22 protein-coding genes and 1 riboswitch are annotated in these 23635 nt (G+C 35.2%); of the genes, 21 read left to right on the top strand and 1 reads right to left on the bottom strand.

Annotated features, from left to right (window positions below):
* Positions 1-287: 287 nt before the first annotated feature.
* From EKG35_RS15550 to EKG35_RS15520, 7 genes are all read left to right on the top strand, one after another.
* Positions 288-2012 (top strand): SulP family inorganic anion transporter, encoded by a 1725-nt coding sequence (locus EKG35_RS15550; protein WP_126295455.1) that lies wholly within the window; start codon positions 288-290, stop codon positions 2010-2012.
* A gap of 446 nt (positions 2013-2458) precedes the next feature.
* Positions 2459-2812 (top strand): STAS domain-containing protein, encoded by a 354-nt coding sequence (locus EKG35_RS15545; protein WP_126295454.1) that lies wholly within the window; start codon positions 2459-2461, stop codon positions 2810-2812.
* Positions 2805-3248 carry an anti-sigma F factor gene (spoIIAB, locus tag EKG35_RS15540; protein WP_126295453.1) on the top strand — a complete coding sequence of 148 codons (444 nt, stop codon included), beginning with the start codon at positions 2805-2807 and terminating at the stop codon, positions 3246-3248. The genes EKG35_RS15545 and spoIIAB overlap by 8 nt, the downstream gene beginning before the upstream one ends.
* A gap of 115 nt (positions 3249-3363) precedes the next feature.
* Positions 3364-4152, top strand: a complete 789-nt coding sequence (locus EKG35_RS15535; RefSeq protein ID WP_126295452.1) for a SigF/SigG family RNA polymerase sporulation sigma factor — start codon at positions 3364-3366, stop codon at positions 4150-4152.
* Positions 4149-5606 carry a spore germination protein gene (locus EKG35_RS15530; protein WP_126295451.1) on the top strand — a complete coding sequence of 486 codons (1458 nt, stop codon included), beginning with the start codon at positions 4149-4151 and terminating at the stop codon, positions 5604-5606. The genes EKG35_RS15535 and EKG35_RS15530 overlap by 4 nt, the downstream gene beginning before the upstream one ends.
* Before the next feature lie 99 nt (positions 5607-5705).
* Entirely contained in the window at positions 5706-7025 is a 1320-nt protein-coding gene (gene lysA / locus EKG35_RS15525) for a diaminopimelate decarboxylase (RefSeq protein WP_126295450.1), read from the top strand.
* A gap of 293 nt (positions 7026-7318) precedes the next feature.
* On the top strand, positions 7319-7690 hold the full coding sequence (locus tag EKG35_RS15520) for a GNAT family N-acetyltransferase (protein ID WP_126295456.1): 372 nt from the start codon (positions 7319-7321) through the stop codon (positions 7688-7690).
* Here EKG35_RS15520 and EKG35_RS15515 read toward each other — a convergent pair.
* Positions 7687-8190, bottom strand: a complete 504-nt coding sequence (locus tag EKG35_RS15515; protein ID WP_126295449.1) for a DUF309 domain-containing protein — start codon at positions 8188-8190, stop codon at positions 7687-7689. The two genes, EKG35_RS15520 and EKG35_RS15515, sit on opposite strands and share 4 nt — an antisense overlap.
* A gap of 115 nt (positions 8191-8305) precedes the next feature.
* On the opposite strand from EKG35_RS15515, the gene EKG35_RS15510 reads away from it, so the two are divergent.
* The 14 genes from EKG35_RS15510 to glnA all read left to right on the top strand — a co-directional run bounded on the left by EKG35_RS15510 (position 8306) and on the right by glnA (position 23394).
* On the top strand, positions 8306-9079 hold the full coding sequence (locus EKG35_RS15510) for a segregation/condensation protein A (protein WP_126295448.1): 774 nt from the start codon (positions 8306-8308) through the stop codon (positions 9077-9079).
* The gene (scpB, locus tag EKG35_RS15505) at positions 9054-9644 is read left to right on the top strand and encodes an SMC-Scp complex subunit ScpB (protein ID WP_126295447.1); all 591 of its coding nucleotides are present in this window, start codon (positions 9054-9056) and stop codon (positions 9642-9644) included. The genes EKG35_RS15510 and scpB overlap by 26 nt, the downstream gene beginning before the upstream one ends.
* Before the next feature lie 226 nt (positions 9645-9870).
* A complete protein-coding gene (locus EKG35_RS15500; protein WP_425462053.1) occupies positions 9871-10869 on the top strand; it encodes a D-alanyl-D-alanine carboxypeptidase family protein in 999 nt (332 codons plus the stop codon).
* A 385-nt stretch (positions 10870-11254) separates the two neighbouring features.
* Positions 11255-11989, top strand: coding sequence for a pseudouridine synthase (locus EKG35_RS15495; RefSeq protein ID WP_126295445.1), 735 nt, complete (start codon positions 11255-11257; stop codon positions 11987-11989).
* A 113-nt stretch (positions 11990-12102) separates the two neighbouring features.
* Positions 12103-12642: a thiol-disulfide oxidoreductase ResA gene (gene resA, locus EKG35_RS15490; RefSeq protein WP_126295444.1), complete on the top strand. Its 540-nt coding sequence runs from the start codon at positions 12103-12105 to the stop codon at positions 12640-12642.
* 12 nt (positions 12643-12654) lie between these two features.
* Positions 12655-14316, top strand: coding sequence for a cytochrome c biogenesis ResB family protein (locus EKG35_RS15485; RefSeq protein WP_126295443.1), 1662 nt, complete (start codon positions 12655-12657; stop codon positions 14314-14316).
* On the top strand, positions 14313-15500 hold the full coding sequence (gene ccsB, locus EKG35_RS15480) for a c-type cytochrome biogenesis protein CcsB (RefSeq protein ID WP_126295442.1): 1188 nt from the start codon (positions 14313-14315) through the stop codon (positions 15498-15500). Before EKG35_RS15485 ends, ccsB begins: the two co-directional genes overlap by 4 nt.
* Positions 15501-15719: 219 nt before the next feature.
* On the top strand, positions 15720-16436 hold the full coding sequence (locus EKG35_RS15475; protein WP_126295441.1) for a response regulator transcription factor: 717 nt from the start codon (positions 15720-15722) through the stop codon (positions 16434-16436).
* Positions 16429-18204, top strand: coding sequence for an ATP-binding protein (locus EKG35_RS15470; RefSeq protein WP_126295440.1), 1776 nt, complete (start codon positions 16429-16431; stop codon positions 18202-18204). Before EKG35_RS15475 ends, EKG35_RS15470 begins: the two co-directional genes overlap by 8 nt.
* A 255-nt stretch (positions 18205-18459) precedes the next feature.
* On the top strand, positions 18460-19008 hold the full coding sequence (locus EKG35_RS15465; protein WP_342774123.1) for an RNA polymerase sigma factor SigX: 549 nt from the start codon (positions 18460-18462) through the stop codon (positions 19006-19008).
* Positions 18998-20218, top strand: a complete 1221-nt coding sequence (locus EKG35_RS15460) for a GerMN domain-containing protein (RefSeq protein WP_126295438.1) — start codon at positions 18998-19000, stop codon at positions 20216-20218. Before EKG35_RS15465 ends, EKG35_RS15460 begins: the two co-directional genes overlap by 11 nt.
* Positions 20219-20324: 106 nt before the next feature.
* Positions 20325-20500, top strand: a riboswitch (FMN riboswitch).
* 257 nt (positions 20501-20757) lie between these two features.
* Positions 20758-21336: an ECF transporter S component gene (locus tag EKG35_RS15455; protein WP_126295437.1), complete on the top strand. Its 579-nt coding sequence runs from the start codon at positions 20758-20760 to the stop codon at positions 21334-21336.
* A gap of 289 nt (positions 21337-21625) precedes the next feature.
* On the top strand, positions 21626-22021 hold the full coding sequence (locus EKG35_RS15450; protein ID WP_126295436.1) for a MerR family transcriptional regulator: 396 nt from the start codon (positions 21626-21628) through the stop codon (positions 22019-22021).
* Positions 22022-22059: 38 nt separating this feature from the next.
* Positions 22060-23394: a type I glutamate--ammonia ligase gene (gene glnA / locus EKG35_RS15445; RefSeq protein ID WP_126295435.1), complete on the top strand. Its 1335-nt coding sequence runs from the start codon at positions 22060-22062 to the stop codon at positions 23392-23394.
* Positions 23395-23635: the final 241 nt, after the last annotated feature.

The following is a 23635-nucleotide window of genomic DNA, read 5'->3' as shown; positions in this document are numbered from 1 at the left end:
TTTAGAACGTTACTTAGAAGTTCACACTGTGATATAAATTGAAACGCCGTATACGAGACCCGTACGTACGGTGTTGTGAGAGGGGCGAAAATAAGTCAACTTATTTTTCCTCTACTCGATTTTGAATCAGAAGTAATCTATAACTTTAATAAATAATTTTAATTTAATCGTAAAATAATTAATTATATATTCCATATATTAATAATTTCATCTTTCTATTTTCTATAAATGTGATAAAATTGTGATAATTTCTACAATTTTATAAATCTACTAAAAGAAGGGATAGTATGTTTAAGTTTTGGACTGGGAGATTTGAAGGATATTCGTTAAATTCTTTTAAGAAAGATCTATTATCAGGGATTATTGTTGGGATTGTAGCTGTTCCATTAGCAATGTCGTTTGCAATTGCATCGGGTGTTAAACCTGAGTATGGAATATACACCGCAATAATTGCCGGGATTTTAATTTCTTTATTAGGTGGTTCTAAGTACCAAATTGGTGGTCCAACAGGTGCTTTCGTTCCAATTTTATTAGGTATAGTTATTTCATATGGATATGAAAATTTATTGCTTGCTGGGTTGATGGCAGGGATCATGCTCTTATTAATGGGTATATTTAAACTAGGTGTATTAATTAAATATATTCCAAGGCCTGTAACAATTGGTTTTACCGCAGGCATTGCGGTAATTATTTTCACCGGACAAATTGCTAATTTTCTAGGTTTACAAGGAATTGAGCAACACGAAAAATTTATCGATAATATGAAAGAAATTGGCGGACATTTAAATACTGTAAATGTATTTAGTATTTTAACGGCGCTTACCTGCTTTACTGTAATGATCCTAACTCCGAAAAAGCTCCCGAAGGTTCCCGGCGCCCTTGTAGGAATTATTGTTTCAGCTGTAGCAGCAGCTGTTTTTTTCGCTGGAGATGTTGCAACGATTGGTTCTACTTATGGAGCAATTCCAAATAAATTACCGGAATTTGGAGTACCTGACATTACATTAGAGAAAATAACTATGTTAATAGGACCTGCATTTGTCATCGCCATGTTGGGAGGAATTGAATCCTTACTTTCAGCTGTAGTAGCAGATGGAATGACAAATAGCAAACATAATAGTAATAGGGAATTAATTGGTCAAGGAATCGCTAATATTATTACGCCATTCTTTGGAGGGATACCTGCAACAGGAGCGATTGCAAGAACTGCAACTAATATAAAATCTGGTGCAGTGTCACCTTTATCAGGTGTTGTTCATGGCTTGTTTGTGTTGCTTACATTAATTCTGTTTGCACCTCTTGCAATACACATTCCTTTAGCCGCATTAGCACCCGTTTTAATGATGGTAGCTTGGAATATGAGTGAAAGAAAACATTTCGTACATATATTAAAATTAAAATCAGGGGATTCTATTGTTTTAGTTATTACATTTTTACTTACTGTTTTTACAAGTTTAACAACTGCTGTAGAAGTAGGTTTGATATTAGCAGTTATTTTATTCGCAAAACGAATGAGCGAAATGTTAAGCGTATCAAAGGTTTTACCGGATCATGATAGCAATCGTGGAAAAGTTCTGCCTCACGTTGTAAAGCCAACTCACGATTGTCCACAAGTCAATATTTATACTGTAGAAGGACCTTTATTCTTTGGAGTAGCTCAAACGTTTGAACAATGTATATTATCGTCAATTCACACAAAACCTGCCGTCCTGATTTTACGATTAGGAAAAGTTCCATTTATAGATACCACCGGGGAGGAATATCTACGGAATGTAATTCAAGATATAAAAGGTAAAGGCTGTACACTTTTAGTTACAGGTGCCAAACCAACTTTGAAAATCGCATTGAAACAATATGGACTTACAGATGAAATAGGGGAACAAAACTTTTACCCCCATACTGGTGAAGCGATTAACCGTGCTATTAGTTGTGTCAATCAAAATGCATGTATCGGTTGTAAACACTACGCATTTAAAGAATGTCAGGAGTTTGCAAACAGCCATATAAGTTAAAGTTCGTAAAAGGTACATCTAAATGTACCTTTTTTGTATATGTTTTAATAACTTTGGTTATATTTAGAAAAGTGTAAATAGAGAAGAGGTTGTGACCAAAAGTTGGTGTTGCAACCTTTTTTTATGTTTAAAATACGGTCAATTTTTCCATACTATATTTGTTTAAATAAAGTCATGAAGGAGGGGAGATAATTTTTTAAGTGCTCCTCTTACTAGAAGGTTTGTAAAATGGAGGCCAGCTTTTAGAATAGTATCCCAGCTTAGGCTAACTCATGTTCATTCCTTTTTCAAACAAGCTCTAATTGCATTTAAAACCATGAGATCTTTTTGATTTCCCTTTGTCGTATTTTCACTAGTTTCAGCGAATTAGTTCTACTATTGTCAGTTGAAAGGTTTCTGACAAATTAATGTGGAATTTAGCGAACTAAGAGGAGGCGAACTACAAAATGAATTACGAAATTGATATGTACTTAAACGACATTGCAGTAATCAGATTATATGGTGAACTAGATCATCATGAAACAGAAAAAATTCGTACACACATTTCAAAAACGATTTTACAAGGCAACTTAAACACAATTATTTGGAATCTGGAAAGACTCAACTTTATGGATAGTTCAGGAGTTGGTTTGATTTTAGGACGAATGAGAGAGTTGAGGGCAGTAAATGGACAAACCATTATACTAAATCCATCTAATACAATGAAAAAAATATTTCAATTTTCTGGTTTAGCCTCATTTATGTTGGAGGGTACAGAAGCAGATGCAATTTTACATGCAAGGGGGATTGTGAATGGATAACGAAATGACGCTTTCATTTGTTGCACTAAGTGAAAATGAGAGTTTGGCGAGAATGGCGATAACAAGTTTTGTTGCTCAACTTGATCCTACGATTGACGAGCTGTCAGAGTTTAAAACAATCGTTTCAGAAGCTGTATCCAACGCAATTATTCATGGGTATGACGAAGATGGAAAAGGGTTAGTTACTGTTCATGCTGTACGGGAAGGAGACATTATTTCTGTTGCTGTTAAAGACAACGGAAAAGGAATTTTTGATGTCAAAAAGGCGATGGAACCACTATTTACATCAAAAGCAGAAATGGAACGTTCTGGAATGGGCTTTACCATTATGGAAAGTTTCGCAGACAATTTGCAGGTTGAATCTGAACCGAATGTTGGAACAGTTGTAACCTTTTCAAAAAAATTTTACTCGGTAAAGATGCCTCAAATTTCATAGAATAGTCTATTTCGTAAGACCAAGTGTTTTTATGCAATTAAATACATGCCAAGCGTATTAATTGATAATTATTAACTGGGCGCAAATACATTCGTATTTGGTAGAAACGAGGGGGATGAGGACAATCGAACAGCCGTCCAATGTTTTGTTAACACAGGAGGAGATGCGAGAGCTTATTGAAAAAGCTCAAGCTGGTGATGTTGAAGCAAGGAAACAAATGATTGAAGGCAATACCCGGCTCGTTTGGTCGATTGTTCAACGCTTTGCTTCCAGGGGAGTAGAGCTTGAGGATTTATTCCAAATTGGTTGTATAGGATTAATGAAATCTGTAGATAAATTCGATTTATCGTATGACGTTAAGTTTTCAACCTATGCCGTACCGATGATTATTGGAGAAATTCAACGTTTTTTACGGGATGACGGCATGGTAAAGGTCAGTCGTTCGATAAGGGAATTAAACTATAAAATTCGTCATGCAACAGATGAATTTTTAAAAACAAACGAAAAGCCGCCTTCCATTTCAGAGCTTGCAGATATTTTGGGTGTAACAAAGGATGAGGTGCTTGTTGCAACTGATGCCATGCGTGATCCGGCATCGTTGCATGAACAGCTTTTTGAGTCTGAAGGTGACTCCATCACCTTAATGGATCAAATGAAGGATGAAAAATCCGAATTGCCATTTCAGTACATTCCATTAAAGGAAGTTCTCACAAAGCTTGATAAGAGAGAACAAGCAATTATTTATTTGAGATATTACCTAGATTTGACGCAAACCGATATTGCAGAAAGATTGGGAATATCACAGGTACAAGTATCAAGGTTGGAAAAGAAAATATTAGCACAGTTAAAGCAATGGATGGATACAAATTCAACACGAACTACTAAAAAGACGGTGAATAAATGAGTAATAAAATTTTTGCATCCATAGATGAAGCAAAAGATTTTTTATACAGTAAACTTGGTAAGGATGAATCGTTTGATGTTTGTATAAAAGAATTACATGTAAAAAGCTTACCTATTTTATTGGTATATATGAGTGGACTTGTGGATGGAAACACGGCCACGATTCAACTTACACCACTTTTCTTTGAAGATGAAGATGATGAATTTGAAATTGATATTGAACACGAAGATGAATATTTTAATCATCGCTTTAATTTTTATGGTAAATCTGAACCAAAAGATCGCGATGAATTTTTATTAGGTGTTTTAAGTGGACCAGTGGGAGTTATTACTTTACACGGGCATGGCTATTTATTGGAGTTAAGAAATTATCCTGGTCGTCAGCCTGATGAGCCAGATAATGAAAAAGTAATCCGAGGATCACGGGATGGGTTTGCGGAAAACATTTTAATAAATGCGGGATTAATTCGCCGACGTATTCGTGATCCACAGCTGCGCTTTGAACTTCATAAAATAACATCACTTGGAAAAACAGATGTTGCAATAGTATATATGAAGGAATTAGTAAATAAAAAACATTTAAAGTGGGTTAAAAAAAGGTTAGATGAAATTAAACATGACGGACTGACAATGGCAGATAAATCGCTTGAGGAATGGCTGTTTAAACAACGATACCATCCATTACCTTTTGTCAGATATTCTGAACGACCAGATATTATTGCAGCACATTTACTAGAAGGGCATATTGCAATTGTTGTAGATACGTCACCTTCTGTTATTGTTTTGCCAATTTCCTTTTTTCATTTATTACAACATGCTGAAGAATATCGACAGGCGCCACTTATTGGATCTACAGTCCGGTTGCTCCGATATTTAGCAGCATTCTTTGCAATGACATTGCTTCCAATATGGTACCTATTAGCCACCCATGATGAATATTTACCGGAAGCATTGTCATTTATTGGTGCTAAAGAAGAGTCAACCATACCTTTAATTTTGCAAATTATTATTGCTCAATTAGGCTTGGAATATTTAAGAATTGCAGCAATTCATACGCCTACTCCATTATCTACTGCAATGGGTTTAGTTGCAGGTATTATCATCGGGCAAATAGCAATTGATGTCGGATTATTTTCAGCAGAGATTGTACTGTATTCTGCCGTAACTGCAATTTTCACATTCGCTATTCCAACATATGAATTGGGTGTTGTAGTTAAATACTTCCAAATAATTGTACTGCTATCTACTGTAATAGCCGGCGTAAGCGGATTTTTTATAGCAGTGTTTATAATCTTCTCTTATTTATGTGCGCTTCGACCAATGCAAGTACCCTATATGTGGCCACTTGTTCCGTTTTTTCCAAAGGCATTTTTGCGTGTTATGATTCGGTTTCCAATGGCGGATGATGCACTTAGGCCATATATTGTTGGTGCAAGAGATAGAAAACGCTCATAAAACAGCCGTTGCACAGGTCTAATTCCTATGATAAAGTTCATCATAAGGTAATAGAAATACGAAAAAGAATTCTTTTTCGTTGCATACGGAGGAGATACAATGCACTTATATGGAACTCAAAGTATAAATGAAAATGGTCATCTAACGATTGGTGGAGTTGATGCAACAGAGCTTGCAAAAGAATATGGGACTCCACTTTTCGTTTATGATCTTGAATTAATTAGACGACGAGCTCGCGGTTTTATTGAAACATTTCATAAATTAGGTGTAAAAGCTGAAGTCGCATATGCATCAAAAGCTTTTTCGTGTATTGCAATTTATCAACTTGCACATGAAGAAAATCTTTCTCTTGATGTTGTTTCAGGTGGAGAATTATATACTGCAATACAATCTGGATTCCCAGCAGAAAGAATTCATTTTCATGGCAATAATAAATCATATGCTGAGCTGGTATTAGCATTTGATTCAAACATCGGATGTATTGTAGTTGATAATTTTTATGAAATTCAACTTTTAAAAGAAATTTCAGAGACAAAAAAACAAAGTATGCGTATTTTACTCCGTGTTACTCCTGGAGTGGAAGCACATACACATGATTTTATTACAACGGGTCAAGCTGATTCGAAATTTGGTTTTGACTTAAATAGTGGTCAGGCGGATCAAGCATTTAACGAGGTAAGAGATCATGAATATTTACAGTTATTAGGATTACATTGTCATATTGGTTCCCAAATATTTGAAACAGACGGTTTTAGCTTAGCCGCTAAAAAGTTGATGAAAAAAATTAGTGAATGGAAAGATCAATTTAAATTTGAATGTACGGTTTTAAATTTAGGTGGTGGATTTGGTATTCGCTATACTGAAGAAGATAAACCACTTGAACCACAAGACTATGTAGAAGAAATGATTAAAACTGTTCAGTCACATGCGGTTGAATTAAACTTGTCCATGCCGGAAATTTGGATTGAACCAGGTCGTTCTCTTGTTGGAGATGCTGGAACAACTTTATATACAATTGGTTCGCACAAAACGGTTCCAAATATACGTGAGTACATAGCAGTAGATGGCGGTATGAGTGATAATATTCGCCCTGCTCTTTATGATGCAAAGTATGAAGCTGTTATAGCTAACAAAGTAAATGAACAAAAAACAAGTACATATACTGTTGCAGGGAAGCTTTGTGAGTCTGGTGATAAATTGATTATCGATGCACCTTTACAACAAGCGGGATCAGGTGATATTTTAGCTGTTTTCTGTACTGGAGCATACGGCTATTCAATGGCTTCAAATTATAACCGTATTCCTAGACCAGCAGTTGTGTTTGTAGAATCAGGTCAACATCAGTTGGCAATTAACAGAGAAAGCTATGAAAATATTGTTCAAAATGATCTCCCGCTGTCTCTTAAAAAGGGTGAGTAATTAATGAAAATATCGAAATGGTGGCTTCTTAGTATATTATTATCCATAAGTTTAATTTGGGCATGTATTTATATATTCATCATTATCCCAAACACGTCTTTAGATTAGAAGGGTCAATAAAAGTTTTCCGAATTCACGGTAACATATGGCCTATACAGTTTTTTGCAAAAGAGGAAGAATGAGCAGCCAAAGTTAGTAATTGTAAAAAAATGGCGGTAAATTTGCTTCTAGCGCTTAAATCGTGTAGGATATTTAAGGATGTTGTACCGAAAGAAAATGAGGGAATGTTATTCATGTTAATACGCTATAAAAAGTCTTTAGAAAAAATAGCAATGGGTCTGCTTTCGTTCATGCCGCAAGAGAAGGATGTAAAGCGATTAATGGAAACAATTAATGCATATGAACAAGAAGACAATTGGCATTTATTTTTATGGAAAAAAGATGAAGAATATATAGGAATTGTAGGTGTGCTTGAAGAAGACTCGAGTGCAACAATTCAACATATTACAGTAGTGCCTTCTTATCGTGGAGAAGGTGTAGCAATCGCTATGCTGAAGGAACTTTTAAAGTCAGGTCAATTTAAAGCATTAAAGGCGAACGAAGAAACGGAGCCTTTTATAAAAAAATGTTTACCTATATTAGAAGAGGCAGACGATTCAAACTAACGTCCGCCTCTTCTTCTTTTTTCATTGCGTGCTTCAAGAATATCTGTACGATCGCGAAGCATATGTTTATTAAGAAGATAGTCATATGGAATTGTTGGAAGCTCTCCAATTTTTTGATTAACTAAAGCAGCAAAATCTTCATTTGTAAAAGTTAGACTAAAAGGTTTGAACTTCTCACCTTTTTCAATCGAGATTATGCTTGTTTCACAATGATTATATAGTTCATCGTAATCAAGAAATTCGAAAAACGGTGATGAATGATTGTTTGAAAAATTATTCGTTGCTTTTTTCAATATTTTCATAGCACCAGCCGTATTGTTTCTTCGCCAATGATACATGCCGGTAGCTAATTGGACATATCCTACCAGTGGATGAGCCTTGTCGCCAGGAGATATTAATTTCCAATATTCTTCTAATACTTCGTGGCATTCAAAATAATCTTGATTGCCGTTAAAGTATGTACAGTAATCTACATACAATGGATGAAACAATGGATGCATTACAATCCTCTTTCCTCTATACTAAATTTAGAATAAAAGTACATAAAGACTTACCCAAAGCTATTTTGAAAGCTATTAGTCTAAATGATGAACAACAATGTCAGGTGGTTGACACATGTATGAAGTAAAATTAGAAGCCTTTACTGGACCTCTTGATTTATTATTGCATTTAATTCATCGTTTGGAAATCGATATATATGATATTCCAATGGCTGAATTAACAGCACAATATATTGATCATATACATGCAATGAAAGAGCTAGAGTTAAATGAGGCGAGCGAATACCTTGTTATGGCAGCTACGTTATTGGCAATTAAAAGCCGAATGCTTCTTCCAATTCATGAAGGAGAAATAGAAGATGCTGAATTTGAAGTAGACGCTCCCGATCCACGTGAAGAGCTTGTTACAAAACTTATCGAATATAAAAAATATAAGGAAGCTGCAACTGAACTAAAAAATTTAGAATCCGAGCGTGCTCAAGTATTTACACGTCCACCGAGTGATTTATCAGGCTTTATGCCAGATGAACAATTGGTATTATTTGATATGAACGTCAACGTGTACGATATGTTAAGTGCATTCCAAAAAATGCTTCGTCGCAAGCAGCTAAAAAAGACATTATCTACAAGAATTGCGCGACAGGAAATTTCTGTTAAAGAGCAAATGATTGCAGTAGTCGATTCATTAAAACTAAACGGCGGCAAATCCTATTTTTCCGAACTTTTTCCTTATGAAGATAAAGCAACAATTATTGTGACGTTTTTATCATTGTTGGAATTAATGAAACGCCAGGTTGTTAATGTAGAGCAAGAAAAAAACTTCGAAGATTTAACTGTTACATTACAGAAGGGGGACATCCTCGATGACCTTGAACAATTTAATGAGTAAGATTGAGGCGCTGTTATTTGTAGTTGGAGATGATGGACTAACTGCAAAACAACTATCACAATTGCTAGAGGTTGATATGATGGAAATTGAGGCTGCCTTAAGCGAACTTGAAACTAATTACAACGAAACGGATGAAAGAGGCATCACATTAAAAACATTAGCAGGTACATACCAGATTACAACAAAGCCGGAAATGGCTGACTGTATCAAAAAATTAGTTGAAAATCCAAATAGCCATGTATTATCGACAGCCTCATTAGAAGTATTGGCCATTATTGCGTATAAGCAGCCAATTACAAGAGCAGAAATTGAAGATTTACGTGGCGTAAAGAGTGAACGTCCTATTCAAACTTTGGTTTCACGTGCACTTATACAAGAAGTAGGGAGAGCAGAAGGAACTGGTCGTGCAATTCTTTATGGCACAACAAAAGAGTTTTTAAATTACTTTGGTTTAAAAGATATTAAAGAACTTCCTCCATTACCTGAAGGAGATCAAATTGATGAAAATGAAGAAACAGATTTATTTATGACGAAATTCCAAGAAGCATTTAGTGATGAACAATAGGAAAAATAAGTATCCTTTGGAAACGCGTCAATTAAAAACATATCCAATAGCATCCGCAGACAAGCTTAGTTCGCGTAATTCGGAAGTTCAGATTTGATTGTCGTACAACCGTAAACGCAAAAAATTTAACTCTCTATTTTTCAAAAAAGGGTGTAACTTCTTAAGGAGTGGCGTATAGATATTATTCAAAAAATTTATACTTTCTTATTCAGTAAAAAGGAGTGGCTTGTTGAATAAATTTGTAAAAATCTTTTTATCGGTTGTATGTTCTTTTGTCGTTTCCTTATCGATTGTACAAGCGGCTAATGCTTCTTATGCTGTGATTGATGCAGATACTGGTCGACTTTTAATGGGAAATAATGTGCATGATCGCATGCCGATTGCAAGTTTGACAAAAATATGGACAGCTCTTATCGCAATTGAGAATAATGACTTAGATGAGGAAATAGTTATTTCGAGGAAAGCTGCATTAGCTGAAGGATCATCAATTTATTTGGAGCCCGGCGAAAAGGTAACAGTAGAAACATTGTTATATGGATTAATGCTGCGTTCTGGGAATGATGCCGCATACGCTTTAGCAGAACATACAGGCAATTCAATAGAAGGTTTCGCAGACTTAATGAATGAAAAGGCATATCTTTATGGATTAAATGACACATACTTCACAAATCCATCGGGACTGCATAATGATTTACATCTTTCTTCAGCTTATGATACAGCTCAAATGTTAAGGATTGCCCTGCAAAATGATGCATTTAAGAAAATCTCTTCAACGATTAATTATAAAAGCTCAACAAAGAATGGTGTTACTTGGCAAAATAAACATCGTCTTCTACGTGAACAAGTGGGCGCTGTTGCTGGTAAAACCGGTTTTACGAAGGTAGCTGGCCGCACGCTTGCAACCTACTTCGAGCAGGGACAAAAAAAAGTAATTGTCGTTACCTTAAATGAGGCGAATGATTGGGAAGTACATAGGGGCCTTGCAAATAAAGTTTTTACGGAATATGATCTTGTGACAATTGCAGAAAAAGGTGAGTATAAGGCCGCTAATAATAAAAAGGTTGTACTAAGTAAACCAATTACATTATTGCTTACAAAAGATGAAGAAAAAGAACTGCAAAATGTATTGCACCTCTCTAGAAAGCAAAACGAGTTTGGAATATGGCATGTGATGTTAAATAATGAAAGTATTTATTCAACAAGAGTAGACATAAAAATAGATTAAAGAAATTTATTGCATACCATATTTAAAGTAGTAGGGACTGCATACATTGGCAGTTCTTATTTTTTGTCCTTTACAAAAAAATTAAATAACTTGTAAAATAAGTTATTTTTCTTTAATAATACAACCGAATATGACATAATTTTCAACAGATTGATGTCGAAATTTGCGTATTTTTTTATTAAGTTTATACTTTGGCAAAATAAAAGTGCCAACCACGAAAAACTATTTAGTCAAGTGTGCAAGGTGAAAGTGAAATATTTTATTTAGTAAGTGTCCCAAACGTCAGCACAATACTAAAGGCATAGCGGTAGGACAAATCGCAGATGCTAACTGATATAACTATTACAATTTTTTACGAAAATCAGAATTTAACGGAGTGATCATGATGGAAAGATTACAAAAAGTAATTGCCTATGCAGGAGTTGCATCTAGGCGTAAAGCAGAACAATTAATATTAGAAGGCAAAGTAAAAGTCAATGGAAAAGTCGTAAAAGAGCTAGGAATTAAAGTTTCAGACTCAGATACGGTAGAAGTAAACGGAGTAAAACTTGAAAAAGAGGACAAAGTCTACTTTTTATTGTACAAACCACGCGGCGTAATTTCTGCGGTAACTGATGATAAAGGACGAAAAACTGTTACGGATATTTTTAAAAAACACGTTCATCAACGTATTTTTCCAGTAGGGCGACTAGATTATGATACTTCCGGGCTTTTATTGTTAACAAATGATGGAGAATTTGCTTATCAACTTACCCATCCTAAATTTAAAATCGATAAAACTTATATCGCACGTGTAAAAGGTGTACCTACAATTGAAGGGCTAAAAAAATTACAACGAGGAATTAAACTCGAAGATGGGAAAACTGCACCTGCGAAGGTAAGTATGACCTCATTCGACGAAAAAGCAGGAAAAGCAATTTGTGAGATTACAATTCATGAAGGGCGTAATCGTCAAGTTCGTCGAATGTTTGAAGCAATTGGTACACCTGTGGTAAAGCTTAAACGAGAACGCTTTGCATTCCTAGATTTATCAGGATTAAAAACAGGAGAGTATCGTGAATTGACAAAGCACGAGGTGAAAAAACTGCGCGTATTGGCTCAAACTGGTAAAATTGATTAACACTAAATGTGCAGTGAAAACGTTCATAATTCAGTCAAATTCTAGCGAAAAAGCAAAAATGAAGTTTGCTATAATAAAAAAGGTTGTATAGTTATTCGGGGGGGAACCGACAGATGGATAAGAAAAAGAAACGCTCAATTACGCGTGGAGTCATTCTCATCGTACTTGTTGCTGCAATTGCCTATACAATTTACAACACAGCAACTAAAGATAAAACAGAATTATTAAAAGTTGGAGACGAAGCACCAAATTTTGAACTAGTTGATTTATATGATAATAATCTTAAGCATCGTCTGTCTGACTATGAAGGTAAAGGGGTCTTTTTAAATTTCTGGGGAACTTGGTGTGAACCATGTAAAAAAGAGATGCCAGCAATGTCTAATCAATATGCAATTTATAAGGAACAAGGTGTAGAGGTATTGGCAATCAATATCTCACAAACTGACTTTGAAGTTAAAAAATTTATCGAGAGCTTAGATGTTCACTTTCCAGTAGCAATTGATAGTACAAAAAGTGTGATGACAGCATATAACGTAGATTTACTACCTGCAACAATATTAATCAACCCTGAAGGTAAAGTTGAAAAAATTATTACTGGTGAAATGAACGAAACACAGATCGCTTCATATATGGAATCAATTAAGCCGGAATAGGAGTAATTCATGATGGAAAAAATTATTTGTGCTTGTGGTCATGAAAATCCAGCAGGAACGAAGCTGTGTGAAAAATGCGGTCGACCATTAACAGAACAAGAACAAAAAAGCAAAGTTGTAGATATGCGCTATGATGGAATTGCAATTCGTTCGAAAACACGCAATAAGTCGCTTATCGATAAAATTTGGAATTTCTTTTCAAGTGTAAAAGTCGGTGTTTCTTTAATTATTATTAACCTAGTAGCTGCTTCAATTGGAACTATTTTCCCGCAGGAATTTTATGTAAACGTTTCATCTATTGCAGATAAAGCAACTTACTATGAAGAAACATATGGTTCCTTAGGGAAACTTTACTATTCATTAGGGTTTGCTGATATTTATAGTTCATGGTGGTTCCAAATATTAGTCGGATTGCTCGGTATCTCTATTATTGTAGCAAGTATTGATAGAGGGATTCCGCTTCATAAATCTTTAAAAAATCAACGTGTAAAACGACATGAAAGTTTTATGAAACGTCAACGCATTGTCGCAGAGGGTCCTATTACTGATGGAGACGCTTCTAAAACACTTGATTTAATTGAAGATAAAATGAAGAAGTTAAAATACAACGTACGTCGGGAAGGAAGCGCTATTTTAGCAGAGCGCGGACGCTTCGCACGTTACGGCCCATACATAAACCATCTAGGTTTAATAATCTTCTTGCTGGGGGTCATGCTGCGAATGTTACCTGGCTTCTATATTGATGAATCAATATGGATTCGTGAAGGTGAAACTCGAGCGGTTCCGGGAATGGAAGGCTATTTTCTTGAAAATGAAAAGTTCATTCTAGAATTGCATGATAATGATCCAACAGAATCACAGGTACAGCAAGGTGTTAACGTTGTCGCTAAAAACTATCAGACAGACGTTAAGTTATATAAACAATCAGATGACGCAGTTGCTGGCCAAGCTGAGAATTTAGAATTAGTAAAAGAATATTCAATTAGGGTAAATCATCCATTACAGCATGAAGGCTATTCATTTTATCAAATGGATTTCCGTTTAAACGAAATAAAAACAATGATCTTTAATTTAACAAATAAAGAAACTGGTGAATCTTTAGGTGAAGTAAGTATTGATTTAACAAATCCTCAAGATGAATATGTAATTGATGATAAGACAAAAATTTCCTTGTTAGGCTATTATCCTGGTTTCTCAGGTTTTAAGGACGGTGTGCCACAAACAGCGACACCTACTCCTAATAATCCTGCATTTATATTTAAAATGACAACACCTGAAACACCGGATGGGGAAATGAGTTTTGTTGCTATCAGACAAACAATTGAACCAAATGGTGAAAATAAATATAAAATGCAATTTAAAAGTGTTGAAACAAGAAATATGTCTGGCTTAACTGTCCATAAGGATAAAACAATCCCGATTTTAATTGTTGGCGGCATTATCTTTATGTTAGGTGTTGCGATTGGCTCTTATTGGAATCACCGCCGTATTTGGGTAGAGCAATTACAAGACGGTACAATTCGACTAGCAGCACATACAAACAAAAATTGGTTTAGTATAAAGAAAGATTTAAATGCATTAACTGAACATGTAAGTTTGCCTAAATATATCGACCAGCTGGATGAAGCGGCCGGAAGCGAGCAAAATGAAAAGGAAGGTGACAACACCTTATGAGTTTAATTCAAATAAGCGGCTATCTTTTATATGCTGCTTTTGTTGCATATTTAGTTGCAACTCTATTATTTGGTGGGGCAATTAAAAGCTCAAAACCAGATGGAGCAGCGAAGCGTGCAGAAAAATGGGGCAGCTTAGCAATTACTGTAACGATTATCGGATTAATTGCACAATTAGGCTATTTTATAACTCGTTGGATTTATACAGGACATGCACCTGTAAGTAATATGTTTGAATTTACAACTGCATTCGGGATGTTTATCATCGGAGCGTTTATCTTAATTTACTTTATGTATAGAATTGCAGCACTTGGACTAGTTGCATTGCCAATTGCAATTTTAATAATTGCATATGCAGCTATGTTTCCAAATGAAGTGAATCCGCTTGTGCCTTCTTTACAAAGTCATTGGTTGACAATTCATGTAATTACTGCTGCACTAGGTCAATCAATTTTAGCTATTAGTGCTGTGGCAGGTTTACTTTATTTATTAAAAGATGTAGATCCTAAAATCAAAGGAAAAGGTCGTTTCTGCCTAGAGGGAGTGCTTTATTTCCTTGTTCTAGTAGTAGGATTTGTGTTGATTACTGTAGTGTTTAGAAGTATGGGCTACGAAGCGGTGTTTAATTATGTGAACAAAGAGGGATTAGAACAAAAAATCACATACAATATGCCTGCTGTTTTTGGTATGAATGAATATACATTGCTGACTGACGATGTAATGGAACCATTAGTTGAAATGCCACCAGTTATTAATGCTAAAAAATTAACAACTGTATTTTGGTCATTTATTGTCGGAACTGTTCTTTATTTATTAATTCGACTTATTACACGTAAACGTATCATCGAAATGTTGCATCCACTTGTTCAAAAAGTAAATTTATCTTTGCTGGATGAAGTTGGCTATCGTTCAGTGCTGATTGGATTCCCGGTATTTAGTTTAGGGGCCCTTGTATTTGCGATGATTTGGGCGCAAGAAGCATGGGGGCGTTTCTGGGGCTGGGATCCAAAAGAAGTATGGGCGCTTATTACATGGTTATTTTACGCAGCATTCTTACATTTACGATTATCAAAAGGATGGGAAGGCAGAAAATCAGCTTGGCTTGCATTAATAGGCTTTGCAATCATTCTTTTCAACTTAATCGTAGTTAATTTAGTAATCGCAGGCTTACATTCTTACGCATAATATGAAAACTTTATGAAAGTTCTTCTCGTTAATTGGGAAGAACTTTCTTTAATAAGTAGAATAGAGACTTCTAACTGTAGAAGAAACCAGCTTAAAAAGCCTCAAAGACCTAATAAGTAAAATACTACCCTTTAAAGGAAGTTTTAACTATATCTCCTTTTAATTTTTCACATGAAATTGTACAATGATAGTAGAGAAAGTATGAGAGGGGTAAAACCTATGTCTGAAAATATTTCTGTATTGGTAGTAGATGATGAAGATCGTATTCGCCGTTTATTAAAAATGTATCTAGAACGTGAAGGTTATGAAGTAGATGAAGCTGAAAATGGTGAGGTTGCACTCTCAAAAGCATTGGAAAACGATTATCATTGTATCTTATTAGATATTATGATGCCAGAAAAAGATGGTCTTCAAGTATGCGAAGAGCTAAGAGAAAAAAAGGCAACTCCAATTATATTGTTAACTGCTAAAGGTGAAGAAGCAAATCGTGTACAAGGGTTTGAGCTTGGTGCAGATGATTATATAGTTAAACCATTCAGTCCTCGTGAAGTAGTGTTGCGTGTAAAGGCAATTTTGCGACGTTCTTCTGCGTTTTCACCTGTTTCAAGTCCGTCTACTTCAAAGGATTTAGTTGTATTCCCGCATCTAACAATTGATCATGATGCACATCGTGTAACAGCTGATGGAACAGAAGTAAATTTAACACCAAAAGAATATGAATTACTCTATTTCTTAGCAAAAGCACCTGATAAAGTGTTTGACCGTGAACAATTATTAAAAGAAGTATGGCATTATGACTTCTTTGGTGACCTTAGAACAGTGGATACACACGTGAAACGTTTACGTGAAAAGCTTAATCGTGTTTCAGAAAATGCAGCAAAAATGATTGTAACTGTTTGGGGCGTTGGTTATAAATTTGAGGTTATCAATGATTAAAATATGGAGAAGTATTGTCGGGAAGCTATGGGTAACCATATTGCTTCTCGTTTCATTTGTATTATTTGTCTGTACAATTTTAATGTTAGAGTTTCTTGAAAATTATCATAAGGAACAGGCTGAGCAATCGTTACGACAAACCGCCTCAACAATTGCCAGCATTGTTGATAATTATGATCTTGAACAGTTGACAGATGAAATTATACAAGAAATGCTTCCAGATGATACAAATGCATTTATAGTATCGCAAGACCGAGAAGTAGTGTCTGCTTTTCAAACTGGAACTAACAATGAAAAAATACAAGATAACATTATAAAAAACAAAGCCTTTTCTAAAATTTATGAACTAGATATACCAATTATTAAGGAAATGATTTTACCATCTCAAACTGAAGAAGAAAAAATGGAAAATTATATTGTATTGAGCTACCCATTAAAAAGTGATAATGAAGTTCATGGGTCAATTTTTATTTACCAAAACCCGATAGCTCTCCATGAAACATCACAAGAGACGACTAAAATTGTCTTTTTATCAGCATTTATCGCCTTTGTACTAACAACATTCTTTGCATTTTTCCTTTCATCACGAATTACTTGGCCGCTGCGAAAAATGCGGGAACATGCTTTTGAATTAGCAAAGGGGAAATTTGATGAAACTCTGCCAACTACGCAAAACGATGAAATTGGACAATTGGCAGTTGCGTTTAATCAAATGGGTAGACAATTAAAGCACCATTTAGAAGTAATTAATCAAGAAAAAGAACAGCTTGCAAGTGTTTTAACCTCGATGACAGATAGTGTTATTACATTTAATCGGGATGGAACGATTTTGTTAAGTAACCCACCTGCTGAGAAATTACTGCAAAAATGGTTTTTAGGAAATAAATCCGAAGGGGCTAGTCCTATTCCGGCAGAAATATATCATATGTTAGATCATGTTTTGAATTTTGAAGATAAATTAGAAGAAGATATTGAGATGAACGGTTTTTATTATCGAATTACGATAAGCCCGTTAAAAAATAGTGAACAATCGATTCGTGGTGCAATTGCAGTTATACGAGATATGACCGAACAATTACGATTAGATAAACTACGCTCTGATTTTATTGCGAATGTTTCACACGAGCTTCGTACACCTATTTCGATGCTGCAAGGATATTCAGAGGCATTGCTTGATGACGTCGTCACTTCTGAAGAGGATCGTAATGAGATGATTCGCATTATATATGATGAATCACAGCGCATGGGAAGACTTGTAAAGGATTTGCTTGATTTAGCAAGAATGGAATCAGGTTATACAACTTTATACAAAGAAAATGTTCCAATGGTGCATGTTTTAGAACGGATTACTCAGAAATTTGCTCAAGTGGCAAAGGAAAGTCAAGTTCAGCTGCAATTTAAGACGACATTATCAGAAGATGTGGAAGTCAGCTTAGATGAAGACCGTATTGAACAAGTACTAACAAATCTAATTGACAATGCGATCCGCCATACATCCAAAGAAGGCAGTGTAACAGTTTCTCTAGAACAAGAACTTTCGTATGCTAAAATTCAAGTAGCAGATACCGGCGAAGGCATCCCTAAGGAAGATTTGCCTTTTGTATTTGAACGCTTTTATAAGGCCGATAAAGCCCGAACACGTTCAAAAGGCGGGACTGGGCTAGGTTTAGCAATTGCTAAAAACATTGTAGAAGCTCACAAAGGAAATATTCGAGTTGACAGCATTGCTGGTGAAGGAACAACATTTACTTTCTATTTACCTTTATAAGAAATTACAATTAATAAGGGGGCTCTCCAGAAACAAAAATTTTCTGAAAAGCCCCTATAGTTCTTTATTAAGTACTCTAAGACGTGGTAACGACAAACATCACCATCCTTAATGGTAATTATTTGTGATGAAAGCTTTAGCGACAGTTATGTAGGCGCAGTCCTAAAAAACAATTCTGTCGCGCTTTTGTTATGTAAAAATGAATCTTGATGAAACTTTTTTCAATTTAATACGACAAAATAAGTAAGAACGGGGGTGGCATGGATGAAAGAATCCATTTTCCATCGTTTGTATGATGCCTACCATCAGGATGTCTTTCAGTTTTTAATATATTTAGTAAAAAATCGTATGGTAGCAGAAGATTTATCACATGAGGTGTATGTAAGAGTATTGAAATCCTATGATCGTTTTCAGGGAAGAAGTTCTGAAAAAACCTGGCTTTTTGCAATAGCAAAAAACGTGGCGATTGATTATTTTAGAAAAAATGCAGTACATACATCACACTCTTTTGATGCATTTAATTGGGAAACAGAACAGCTTGTTTCCCCGCTTAAATCACCCGAAACTTTAATTGAAATGAATGATGATATGAAACAATTACTCGATGCACTTGATAAGTGTACCGGTGATCAAAAAATGGTTATCATTATGCGATATTTTCAAGAATTATCTATTGCAGAGACGGCAGAAATTTTAAAATGGTCGGAAGGTAAAGTTAAAACTACTCAGCATCGGGCAATCAAGCAGCTTCGTGATCTATTAACAACTTCAGTTGAAAAGGAGGCAAATCATAATGAGTCATGAGAAATGGGACGACGACAAGATCGAACAATTACTTTCAAATGCACCAAAGATTCATGATCATCGCTCCAAAGATGATGTGCTTCAACGGTTAAAGGATGAAGGTGTTGATGAATTGCTTCTTAATAAAAAAACAAAAACGAAAAAGTTTTATTGGGTTCCTATATTAATTTCGGTTGCTGCATTATGCTTATTAGCAATAGTTATCCCTTCTATGACAGGGCAACAAATGGAATCTAGTAATTCAGGTGAAGAAAGTAAAACTATCGAATCAACCGAGAAGTTAGAGGACAGTGCTGAAGAATTTTCGGAATCATCTGATGTCCAAAGAAGTTCGTTAAATGTTTTTTCAACTGAAGCAGTAGATCTTAAAACAGCAGTATATCCTGAAGATATTGAAGGCAAGACAGTCTTTAAGCTGGGCTTATCAAGCGATGCAGCAGATAGTATTCCGGTAACAGTTTTAATTCCAAATGAAAAAATAGAAGAGGACTTTGATAATACTAAACCTACAGGAGTTCAGCTTTATAATCAATATGCACCGTTATTTAATGAAGAAGCAATTGGATTTGTCGATTATCACCCTTACGTGGGAGAAATAACTGAGCAAAACAACCAAGTGGTTCATACTTTACCAAATAGTCAATCATATGACATTGCTTCTGCAGCATACTCACTATATAACGCATCCTTAGTTGATACATTTAGTTACTATTATGATGAAATTGCATTTTTCAACGAAGAAGGAGCACCTTTTGAATTTAGTCAAGTTGGTGAACCGAGCACACCGCTAGAAATGAAAAATGAACAAACACAGTATAATTATTTTGAATATACTCAGCCGGATGGTTCACAATATTTGGCGCCAAACTTCAGAGCTACATTTGCAACAGTTGAGGAAGCAATTAATGCAATGAAAGATGAAACAAATGATGTGTATCAATCGGTAATTTTACCAAACATTGATTATGAAGTACGTGTAGAAGGAGATATTGCAACAGTCAATTTTACACAACAATTAGATTTGATGGCTTTTGATCAAGTGCAAGCAATGCAAATGATTGAAGGCATACTCCTTACCGCTTCTAGCTTTAATATGCAAGTACAGTTCGAAAACGTATTGCAAACAGAATGGCAAGGTTTTGATTTAACGAATCCATTACCAATGCCGGTAGGAGCAAATGAAATTGATTATGCACTAGTACTTCAATAATAATATTGAAAATGAGACATTAACAGCGCCATTTTGTTTTAAGCAATGTTCTTTACATGGGATTATTTTAAATCTATAATAAGAGCTATAATAAAATTTAATAATGATTCATCTTCGGGGCAGGGTGTAATTCCCGACCGGCGGTAATAGAAGCTTAAATCTCCTGGAATTGATTGAGGGATTTTATAAAAGCTACTTCAGCCCGCGAGCCGCTTATTTTAGTGTGCAGGATTTGGTGTGATTCCAAAGCCGACAGTATAGTCTGGATGGGAGAAGGTGAAGGTACAGTCTTTGTTTCGTAATGTATTGCGAAATTTGTACGTTTAAGTATCGACAATACTATTTTGTATTGGCAATACTTTTATTTGAGTATTCTTTTTATGGTGCTCTTCTTTAACGTACAGTTTTTCGGAATTTTATTTCAATGTGCCTATTTCTCCCTTATGCTTATTATTAGCGTAAGGGATTTTTCATTGAGAACGAAAAAATGACTGTCCTTTCTTCTTGCTAAGTTGAATCAGCAAAGAGGAGAAATTGGTATGAAAAATCAAAAGCTTAAGCTGCGTTCCTTTGTAACCATTGCGATGCTAAGCAGCATTTCTTTCATTTTAATGCTGCTAAACTTCCCGTTGCCATGGTTCCCAGTGTTTTTGCAAATTGACTTTAGTGATGTACCTGCTTTAATAGCAGCAATTACGATGGGACCGATGGCTGGTATTCTAGTAGAATTATTTAAAAACATTTTAGATTGGATTTTTTCTGGAACACCAACTGGAGTACCAGTAGGACATCTGGCAAATTTCGCAACAGGAATTCTGTTTATTTTACCCGTATATTATGTTTATAAGAAGCTTCCTTCATTGAAAGGATTAATCAGTGGATTAATTATAGGTACTATCACAATGTCAGTAGGTATGAGTCTGCTGAACTATATTGCCTTTTTACCAATGTACACTTATTTCCTTGGTTGGGGTACGTTTGATATGAAAGAAACGATAGTGTTAGGTATTTTACCATTTAATATAATTAAAGGAATTATGCTAATGGTTGTAGCAGTTTTACTTTTCCGTACGATGAAAGTATGGATCGAAAATCAAAGAGCGCAATATTTGTTGTAGATAATTAAAATTAAGCTGTTCTTTAAGTCGTAAATAGACTTAGAGAACAGCTTTTTTTGTGAAGTAAACTGCCAAATGGGCTATTTGACAGAATTTTTAAAAAGGTAGAAGGAGAGGAAGTTTAAATTTTCTGTTTATTGTAACGAAAATTCTATAAAATGCTGTTATTTTATCTTATCTAAATTTGCGATAAATAAAATCTAAATTCCGTATGTTATTTTTTCTAACATGGTATTGCTATTATAAGTTACGTAGTTTAAAATAATGCTATGAAAGGGAGGAGATGTCGATGAGTCGAGAGTTTCGAAGAGCAATGCCGTTACTCCCTATTAGCATGGTAATGCAATTAACGGAGTTGACTGCGAGACAAATTCGATATTACGAAGAACATAAATTAATCGAACCTGCTAGATCAGAGGGGAATCGCAGAATGTTTTCATTAGATGATGTAGATGCATTGTTAGAAATTCGCGAACTACTTGACCAAGGAATTAACATGGCAGGGATAAAAAAAGTATTTGATATGAGAAAAAACAACAATGTCAAATCTTCTAACAAATTATCGATTTCAGATTCTGAACTCCGGGCAATATTACGTGAGGAAATGCAACAGGCACAAATTATGCAAAAGGCGTCACTAAGACAAGGGGATTTATCTCGCTTTTTTCAAATGAAGGGCGAGTAGATTATATTAACTTTAAATAATAGGAGTGTGGATAAAAGATGGCTAAGTATACAAAAGAAGACATTAAACAAATTGTGAAAGATAAAGGCGTTAAATATATCCGTCTACAATTTACGGATATTCTAGGTACAATTAAAAACGTAGAAATTCCATTAAGTCAATTAGATAAAGCATTAGATAATAAAATGATGTTCGACGGTTCATCAATCGAAGGTTTCGTTCGTATCGAAGAATCTGATATGTATTTACAACCAGATTTAGATACTTTCGTAATTTTCCCATGGACAGCTGAGAAAGGGAAAGTTGCACGCCTTATTTGTGATATCGTAAACCCAGATGGTACACCATTCGCTGGCGACCCACGTTCAAACTTAAAACGAGTTCTAGCAAATATGGAAGAGCTTGGATTTACAAGCTTTAACCTAGGGCCAGAACCAGAATTCTTCTTATTCAAATTAGATGAAAAAGGCAACCCTACTTTAGAATTAAATGACGACGGTGGTTACTTCGACTTAGCACCAACAGACCTTGGTGAAAACTGCCGCCGTGATATCGTATTAGAACTTGAAGAAATGGGCTTTGAAATCGAAGCTTCTCACCATGAGGTAGCACCAGGACAACATGAAATTGACTTCAAATATGCAAATGCTGTTGAAGCATGTGATAACATTCAAACATTTAAATTAGTTGTTAAAACAATTGCGCGTAAACATGGTTTACATGCTACATTCATGCCAAAACCATTATTCGGTGTAAATGGATCTGGTATGCACGCAAACCTTTCATTATTCAGCGGCAACAAAAACGTATTCTTTGATGAAAGCGCAGATTTACAATTATCAGAAACAGCACGTCAATTTATGGCTGGTATCATGAAACACGCAAAAGCGTTCACTGCAGTTACTAACCCATTAGTAAACTCTTACAAACGTTTAGTACCTGGATACGAAGCACCATGTTACATTGCTTGGTCAGCTCGCAATCGTTCACCATTAATCCGTATCCCGGCTTCTCGTGGTCTATCTACACGTATCGAATTACGTTCAGTTGACCCATCAGCTAACCCATATTTAGCTTTAGCTGTTCTTTTAGAAGCAGGTTTAGATGGCATCCGAAATGGTTTAACACCGCCAGCACCAGTAGATCGTAACATCTATGTTATGAATTCTGCAGAACTAAAAGAAAATGGCATTGATAGTTTACCAGGCTCTTTACTTGAAGCTCTTGCTTACTTAGAAGAAGACGAGGTAATCAAATCTGCACTTGGAGAACACATTTATTCTAACTTCAAAGAAGCGAAAGAAATTGAATATGATATGTTCCGTACGGCTGTTCATCCATGGGAACGCGATCAGTACATTAAAATGTACTAAGATTAGTTTTGAACTAATTGAGTTGATACTTTTAGGCTTAGGGAATTTCCCTAAGCTTTTTTATTTGTATTAAAGAACTCAAATTTCGAAGGCAAAAATATAGTTGCTATAGAGATAAGATTTTTTCTGTGAAAATAATTAATCCCTTCGGTCTTTGAATACTATTAATCAAATATGTTTATTCTTAAATTGACCGAAAAAAGCCAATAAGAAAGCAGAGCTACCTGTTGTGGGGTAACTT

This window comes from Lysinibacillus telephonicus, assembly GCF_003966145.1.
In the GTDB taxonomy this organism is placed as follows: domain Bacteria; phylum Bacillota; class Bacilli; order Bacillales_A; family Planococcaceae; genus Ureibacillus; species Ureibacillus telephonicus.
Note: the sequence above shows the minus strand (reverse complement) of the source record. Positions and strands in the feature narration are given on the sequence as shown.

Excerpts from the sequence above, each read along its gene's own strand:
- EKG35_RS15550 (WP_126295455.1), top strand. The coding sequence starts at position 288 with ATGTTTAAGTTTTGGACTGGGAGATTTGAAGGATATTCGTTAAATTCT.
- EKG35_RS15545 (WP_126295454.1), top strand. The coding sequence starts at position 2,459 with ATGAATTACGAAATTGATATGTACTTAAACGACATTGCAGTAATCAGA.
- spoIIAB (WP_126295453.1), top strand. The coding sequence starts at position 2,805 with ATGGATAACGAAATGACGCTTTCATTTGTTGCACTAAGTGAAAATGAG.
- EKG35_RS15535 (WP_126295452.1), top strand. The coding sequence starts at position 3,364 with ATGAGGACAATCGAACAGCCGTCCAATGTTTTGTTAACACAGGAGGAG.
- EKG35_RS15530 (WP_126295451.1), top strand. The coding sequence starts at position 4,149 with ATGAGTAATAAAATTTTTGCATCCATAGATGAAGCAAAAGATTTTTTA.
- lysA (WP_126295450.1), top strand. The coding sequence starts at position 5,706 with ATGCACTTATATGGAACTCAAAGTATAAATGAAAATGGTCATCTAACG.
- EKG35_RS15520 (WP_126295456.1), top strand. The coding sequence starts at position 7,319 with ATGTTAATACGCTATAAAAAGTCTTTAGAAAAAATAGCAATGGGTCTG.
- EKG35_RS15515 (WP_126295449.1), bottom strand. The coding sequence starts at position 8,190 with ATGCATCCATTGTTTCATCCATTGTATGTAGATTACTGTACATACTTT.
- EKG35_RS15510 (WP_126295448.1), top strand. The coding sequence starts at position 8,306 with ATGTATGAAGTAAAATTAGAAGCCTTTACTGGACCTCTTGATTTATTA.
- scpB (WP_126295447.1), top strand. The coding sequence starts at position 9,054 with ATGACCTTGAACAATTTAATGAGTAAGATTGAGGCGCTGTTATTTGTA.
- EKG35_RS15495 (WP_126295445.1), top strand. The coding sequence starts at position 11,255 with ATGGAAAGATTACAAAAAGTAATTGCCTATGCAGGAGTTGCATCTAGG.
- resA (WP_126295444.1), top strand. The coding sequence starts at position 12,103 with ATGGATAAGAAAAAGAAACGCTCAATTACGCGTGGAGTCATTCTCATC.
- EKG35_RS15485 (WP_126295443.1), top strand. The coding sequence starts at position 12,655 with ATGGAAAAAATTATTTGTGCTTGTGGTCATGAAAATCCAGCAGGAACG.
- ccsB (WP_126295442.1), top strand. The coding sequence starts at position 14,313 with ATGAGTTTAATTCAAATAAGCGGCTATCTTTTATATGCTGCTTTTGTT.
- EKG35_RS15475 (WP_126295441.1), top strand. The coding sequence starts at position 15,720 with ATGTCTGAAAATATTTCTGTATTGGTAGTAGATGATGAAGATCGTATT.
- EKG35_RS15470 (WP_126295440.1), top strand. The coding sequence starts at position 16,429 with ATGATTAAAATATGGAGAAGTATTGTCGGGAAGCTATGGGTAACCATA.
- EKG35_RS15460 (WP_126295438.1), top strand. The coding sequence starts at position 18,998 with ATGAGTCATGAGAAATGGGACGACGACAAGATCGAACAATTACTTTCA.
- EKG35_RS15455 (WP_126295437.1), top strand. The coding sequence starts at position 20,758 with ATGAAAAATCAAAAGCTTAAGCTGCGTTCCTTTGTAACCATTGCGATG.
- EKG35_RS15450 (WP_126295436.1), top strand. The coding sequence starts at position 21,626 with ATGAGTCGAGAGTTTCGAAGAGCAATGCCGTTACTCCCTATTAGCATG.
- glnA (WP_126295435.1), top strand. The coding sequence starts at position 22,060 with ATGGCTAAGTATACAAAAGAAGACATTAAACAAATTGTGAAAGATAAA.